Origin of the sequence: Bacteroides sp. An269 (assembly GCF_002159755.1) — a bacterium.
GTDB lineage: Bacteria > Bacteroidota > Bacteroidia > Bacteroidales > Bacteroidaceae > Phocaeicola > Phocaeicola intestinalis.
On the sequence record NZ_NFJG01000163.1, the window covers coordinates 1 to 6023 of the forward strand.

Genomic DNA, 6023 nt, shown 5'->3' on the forward strand with positions numbered 1-6023 from the left:
ACGGTTATCTCCGACGACATGCCCGGCAAACCTGCATGGTACAAAACAGGCGATATGGCACGGATTTTCATCGGCGAACATGTAGAAAATGTGACATTCAGCAAATAAGGTGATGCGGATCGGGATTCACCACAGAAGACACAGGTACACAGAATCTTTTAAATTTTTATGAATGTCCGCATCTTGCCAATTAACTTGTAGGGGCAGGATTTGCCTGCCCGAATACATCCACGCAGGCGAATACGGACGGGCGAACCACGCCCTTACATTGGCTCATTGCGGAATTCAATAAATAATATCTCTACCGGTCAAAACATTATAAGCTAATTGACTTATAAAACGGGGAAATAAGTGATTTGGCTTATTATGATGCGTTATAAGTCCTTAGTCTTATCTCGTCTAACTATCTATTTTGAAAAGTATCTAGTGAAATCAAGAAAAGACACGCAACCAAGAGCCCCCGTAAACGAACATAAGTGATACGCCTGACTTACTTATGTAAATCACCCGACTCACTTATGTTAAACGGGCAACTCACTTATGTTCGTCAAAACACATGCCTTCCTTTTTCGATTGACCATAAATACCTACGGAAAGTAATATATACTGCATCCGCAGTTTCAGTGCACTGAAACTGCCGGAGAAGATAACTTCATCGGCAGATGCAGTATATATTACTTTTCAAGTGACATAAAAGCACTGCATTACAGGAAAATTTCGTATATTTGTCGAGGAAGAATCTAAAATCCGAAAATATGAAACAGAAGATGATTGCTTTAAGCTTGGCAACCCTTATCCTATGCGGATGCGGAAGCGCATATCAGACTACTTCCACCCTGGCTGGAGCTTCGATAGGAGGAAACGTAGGCGGAGCCATAGGAGGACTGGTAGGAAGCAACCGGCACTGGGACGGAGGTTATCGAGGTTCGGCTATCGGCACACTGGTAGGCACCTTGGCAGGAGCCGCTATCGGAGGAGCCATCAGCTCGGCACAAGAACGTAAAGCGCAGCAGGGTTACGTGGTAGAAGAGAACCATGACTATGCCCCACACCCGCAAGACGCACCGTCAAGCGTAAGCTATCTGCAAATACGTAACATCCGTTTCATTGATGAAAACCGTGACCACATCATCCAGGCGGAAGAGGGAAGCAAAGTCATCTTCGAAATCATCAATACCAGCCAAGAGACGGTATACAATGCCGTACCGATTGTACAGACCGACAACAAGCGCATATACATATCACCATCGGTAATGATAGAACAGATTGCCCCACACGACGGCATCAAATATACCGCCCACCTGAAAGGAGGGAAACGCTTGAAAGACGGCAAAGTGCTTATTCACATTGCTATAGCCGACTACGAAGGTAATGAATACGACTGGCAGGAGTTTTCGCTCCCCACCAGCCGATGAATCAGTTGACGCGGTGACGAGTTAACAAGGTGACAAGGTCCTGAATAGTTTTGCCAACAATATCCGACATTCCACCAATTCGTTAGCTTGTCACCTAAAAACCTTGTCAACTCGTCAACTTGTCAACTCGTTACCTAAATCCTTGTCAACTATTTCAAATTATCGATGAACAGCAGCAAACGGTTGATGATGTTTACATCGCTTACACCACTATCGAAATCGAGCGATAACAGATTCAAATCGGGGAAGAAACGCTTCATCCGTTTTTCGATACCTTTCGATACGATGTGATTGGCAATACAGCCGAAAGGTTGCAGACTGATGACATTGTCCACTCCTCTACGGGCGCACGACATCACTTCGGCTGGAAGCAACCAGCCTTCACCAAACTGCGCACTGAGCGTTATCACCCGGCGTGCCTCTTCCGCCTCGGCAAATATATCTTCGAAAGGTGTATAATAACGGAACTTGGCAGCCGTACGGTTAACCTTTTCTATCTGCTTGCGGATATGTGCATACGCCAGTCCATGTATGAACCGGAACAAAGACTTGCGCGTCAGATGTTCTTCTTCGTCTGACCTACTGTTGACAAAACTCTGCATAAAGAAATCAAGCAACAGTGGAGGGACAACTTCAATACGGCGTTCGATCAGCCAATCGACAATATGCCTTTGTGCAAAAGGATTAAACTTCAGGAAAATCTCTCCCACCACACCCACTTTCGGGCGTTCTTCATCGCTGCAAATCTGATTGAAATCATTGGCAGCCAACGAAAGATAACACAGCAAATCCTCTGCCTTACCGTCTAAAATGAACTGTGTCCCGGCATTCAAATACAATGTGCGCAGACGTGCAGCTTCGCCCGGCTTCCGCTCACGCACCACCGAAGCATAATAAAACTTGGCAATGCAGTCGGTATAAAGAATAGCATACATTGCCACAGGCAATAACTTGAACCAGTTGATTTTGAATCCGGGCTGACGGTTCTCTATGGCATTGCCAAAAGTGAACGACACCACCGGTACGTCTGTATATCCAGCCTCTACCAATGCTTTCCTGATAAGCCCGACATAATTGCTTGCCCGGCACTGCCCTCCTGTCTGTGTCATGGCAATCGCCGTGTGATGTGGGTCGTATTTTCCACTTTTAAATGCCTTGATTACATCACCTACTATCAGTGTAGCCGGATAACACACCTCATTATTGGCATATTTCAATCCCCATTCGCATGACTCGGTATCGCTCAACGATAAATTTTCGACATCGTATCCAGCCACCTTCATTACTGCCGGAATCAAGGGAGAAAGGAAAGGCGTAAAGAAAGGAATCAGTATCTTACGTTTCCGGCACTCGTCTGTAAACACAGGAGTCGTTTGAAAAGGTTCTTCCGGAAGTTTCTTTCCGGTCTCATTTCCAGCCAGCTTCAGACTTTCTATCAACGAACGGATGCGCAGCTTCATCGAACCGACATTATTGATATCATCCAGTTTGAGCAATGTCAATACCTTATGATGACGTGCCAACAGGTTTCGCACTTCATCGGTAAGGAAAGCGTCAGGACCACATCCAAATGAAGTGAACTGCACGAATTGTACATCTGTATGTGCAGAAGCCCATTCGGCAGCAGCCAATATCCGGTTGGGGAAAGACCATTGCGCCAAAAAATGTACATCGCAAACCTTTATGTTACTGTGTCTCACTATATCATCGGTAATGACATAGATACCCATGCCGGCAAGCATTCCGGAAACTTTATGTTGTATCAATTCATCCGTATGATAAGGACGGCCGGCAAGCAGAATGGTCAAAGCATGTTTCTCCTTTGCCTGACGGTAAACCTCCTCATTGTAGGCAACCAACTGACGGATATAGGCATCTTGTGCCCGTACAGCAGCCTCGAAAGCCTGTCTGATAGTACGGTCGTCTACTTGCAGACTACGGAGGTAATTCTGGCACTGTATAAACAACAGCTTCCGGTCCTTGAAACCGATAACGGGAGAATCTACCGGCACAGAAGTATCCTGTACACTATGTATTACTGCCGAATAGCCGGTCACAATCGGGCAATTGTAACTATTTTGCCCATCTTCTTGTCCTTCGTATACCACAAACGGCATGAAAATCCGGTCGACCTGCTTGTCTATCAGGTTCTGGATATGGCTGTGTACCAGTTTGGCAGGAAAACAAATATTATCGGACATCACCATACAGGCACTTGCTTCATACCGGGAATAATTGGAAACATCGGACAAACAGACCTGCATTCCACAAGCTGCGAACAAAGCATGCCAAAACGGATATTCTTCGTACATGTTCAGGCAGCGGGGAATTCCTATTTTCAGCCTGGGACAAACCACATCGGATGTACGATTGAAAAGCAAGGCACTCTTATACTCGTAAGCGTCCATCCCCTTCCCGACCGCATCGGTTCCCTGATTGGTAAAAACTTTTTCACACCGGTTTCCAGAATAATACTGTGCCCCATTGTCAAACTGATACCGAATGACCAGACACTGATTGTCGCATCCTTTGCAATGCAACAGACGAGATGTATAGGAAGCCTTCGCAAGCATATCTTCCAACGTAACAGATGATACTGCCGGATGCTGTAAGGCATACCAGGCACACCCCAAAGCTCCCATCAATTCGGGCATGTCGCAGCGGGTCACCTCGGCATCTGTCAGCAATTCCAGGGCACGCACTATAGCATCATTCCGCATCGTGCCCCCCTGTACCACAATGTGCCCCCCCAATGCTGAAGTATCTTTCAATTTCAGCACTTTATAAAGACAATTCTTCACGACCGAATAGGCAAGACCAGCAGCTATATCACCCACCGTTGCTCCTTCACGGAGTGCCTGTTTCACTTTAGAGTTCATAAATACCGTACATCGGGTTCCCAAATCACAAGGAGAACCAGACAGACAAGCAGCATCAGAAAAGTCCTCCAAAGAATATCCCAGTGTACAAGCAAATGTCTCGATAAACGAGCCACACCCCGACGAACAGGCTTCATTGATTTCAATACGGTCAATAACACCATTATTCACAAAGATGGCTTTCATATCCTGTCCGCCTATATCAAGAATAAACGATACATCCGGATTCAGGTAATGTGCTGCCAAATAATGGGCAATGGTCTCCACAATGCCATGCTCCAGGTTAAAGGCAGCTTTGATAAGATCTTCTCCATAGTCTGTAGAACATCCGCCTTTGATATGTAACACGGTATGCCGTTCGGCGCACATACGCTGCAATTCTTTCAATCCGTTTTCTACAGCTTGTATCGGATTGCCTTTATTAGGAGAATAGTAGGAATATAAAACCCGGAAATCCGAATCGGTCACAACAATCTTCGTAGTAGTAGATCCGGAATCAATACCCATAAAAACATCCAAATTTCCTACAGGCAATTCGGAACGCCTCACAGCATGGCTGGAAATACGCGCTTTCCATCGAATATATGCCTCGTTATCGGCAAAAACAGGTACCAGATGCGAATGAGCAGATGCCTCATCCGGCAGTTTTTTGCCCAAGCGGGCTATCAACGAAGATAGCATGTAAAGTGTTTCCTGCCCCCCGCACGCCAATGCAGCCCCCAATGCCGGCAATAGTGTTCCATTTTCGGGCAATATTACATCGCTTTCAGAAAGTGAAAGGTATTCTGTGAAAGCTTTCCGAAGAGCCGGAATAAAGGTAAGCGGTCCTCCACAAAACAAAACCGGAGCAGCAATGGTACATCCATGTGCCAATGTAACGACTGTCTGTACCGCCACCGCATGAAAAATTGATGCAGCTATATCGGCACGATTCACATTCTTAGCTATCAGATTCTGAACATCGGTCTTACAAAACACTCCACAACGTGAGGCTATGGGATAAATACGTACAGCCTGCAAAGCCAGTTCGTTCAACTCATCGATGCTTACTCCCAACAATACAGCCATCTGGTCGATAAAAGCTCCTGTACCTCCGGCACAATTGCCGTTCATACGTAAATCTGCAGCTTTCCCTTCCTTAAAAAACACCACTTTCGCGTCTTCACCTCCTATATCAACCATCGAAGCAGTCTGGGAATAATCGTGGTGAATGGCTTTGGTGGCCGCTACAACTTCCTGAATGAAATCAAAAGCATAGCGTTCTGCAAATCCCATGCCTACCGAACCTGTTATCTTTAGCCTGATTTCCCTATCCCCGACCTTTGCCTGCAATTCCTGCAAAAGGATGATTAAAATTTCTTTTGCACGGGCATGATGTCTTTCATATTTCGAAAACAATATCCGATCCGTTTCATCCAAAGCCACAACTTTGACCGTAGTAGAACCTATATCAATTCCTATTCTAATCATAAACCATCTTCCTTTTTACAATGCAAATATCGCACATTATCCGTTGACAACGCTTATCCTCCACGAATGAAAAATGTTCAATATTTCACATTCAGCCTCCTTACACTTACTTTGGCATACGGCATTTCCTTTCCTCGTGGTCTAATATTCAGAAGCTGTTTTGAATTTATCGTGCGATGATTTGGGATGAGTTTTTGAGGCATTTTCGCTTCTGTGATGAGGAAGATAGCGGGCTATCTGACGAAGAACAGGGGCGAAA

At 45.6% G+C, this 6023-nt stretch carries 2 protein-coding genes; one reads left to right on the forward strand and one right to left on the reverse strand.

Annotated elements, in window-relative coordinates:
• The first annotated feature begins 755 nt into the window (after nucleotides 1-755).
• On the forward strand, nucleotides 756-1415 hold the full coding sequence (locus tag B5F71_RS18210) for a glycine zipper family protein (protein WP_087213198.1): 660 nt from the start codon (nucleotides 756-758) through the stop codon (nucleotides 1413-1415).
• 149 nt (nucleotides 1416-1564) lie between these two features.
• Here B5F71_RS18210 and B5F71_RS18215 read toward each other — a convergent pair whose 3' ends face one another.
• Nucleotides 1565-5764, reverse strand: a complete 4200-nt coding sequence (locus tag B5F71_RS18215; RefSeq protein ID WP_087213201.1) for an acyl-CoA dehydratase activase — start codon at nucleotides 5762-5764, stop codon at nucleotides 1565-1567.
• Nucleotides 5765-6023: the final 259 nt, after the last annotated feature.

Excerpts from the sequence above, each read along its gene's own strand:
- B5F71_RS18210 (WP_087213198.1), top strand. The coding sequence starts at position 756 with ATGAAACAGAAGATGATTGCTTTAAGCTTGGCAACCCTTATCCTATGC.
- B5F71_RS18215 (WP_087213201.1), bottom strand. The coding sequence starts at position 5,764 with ATGATTAGAATAGGAATTGATATAGGTTCTACTACGGTCAAAGTTGTG.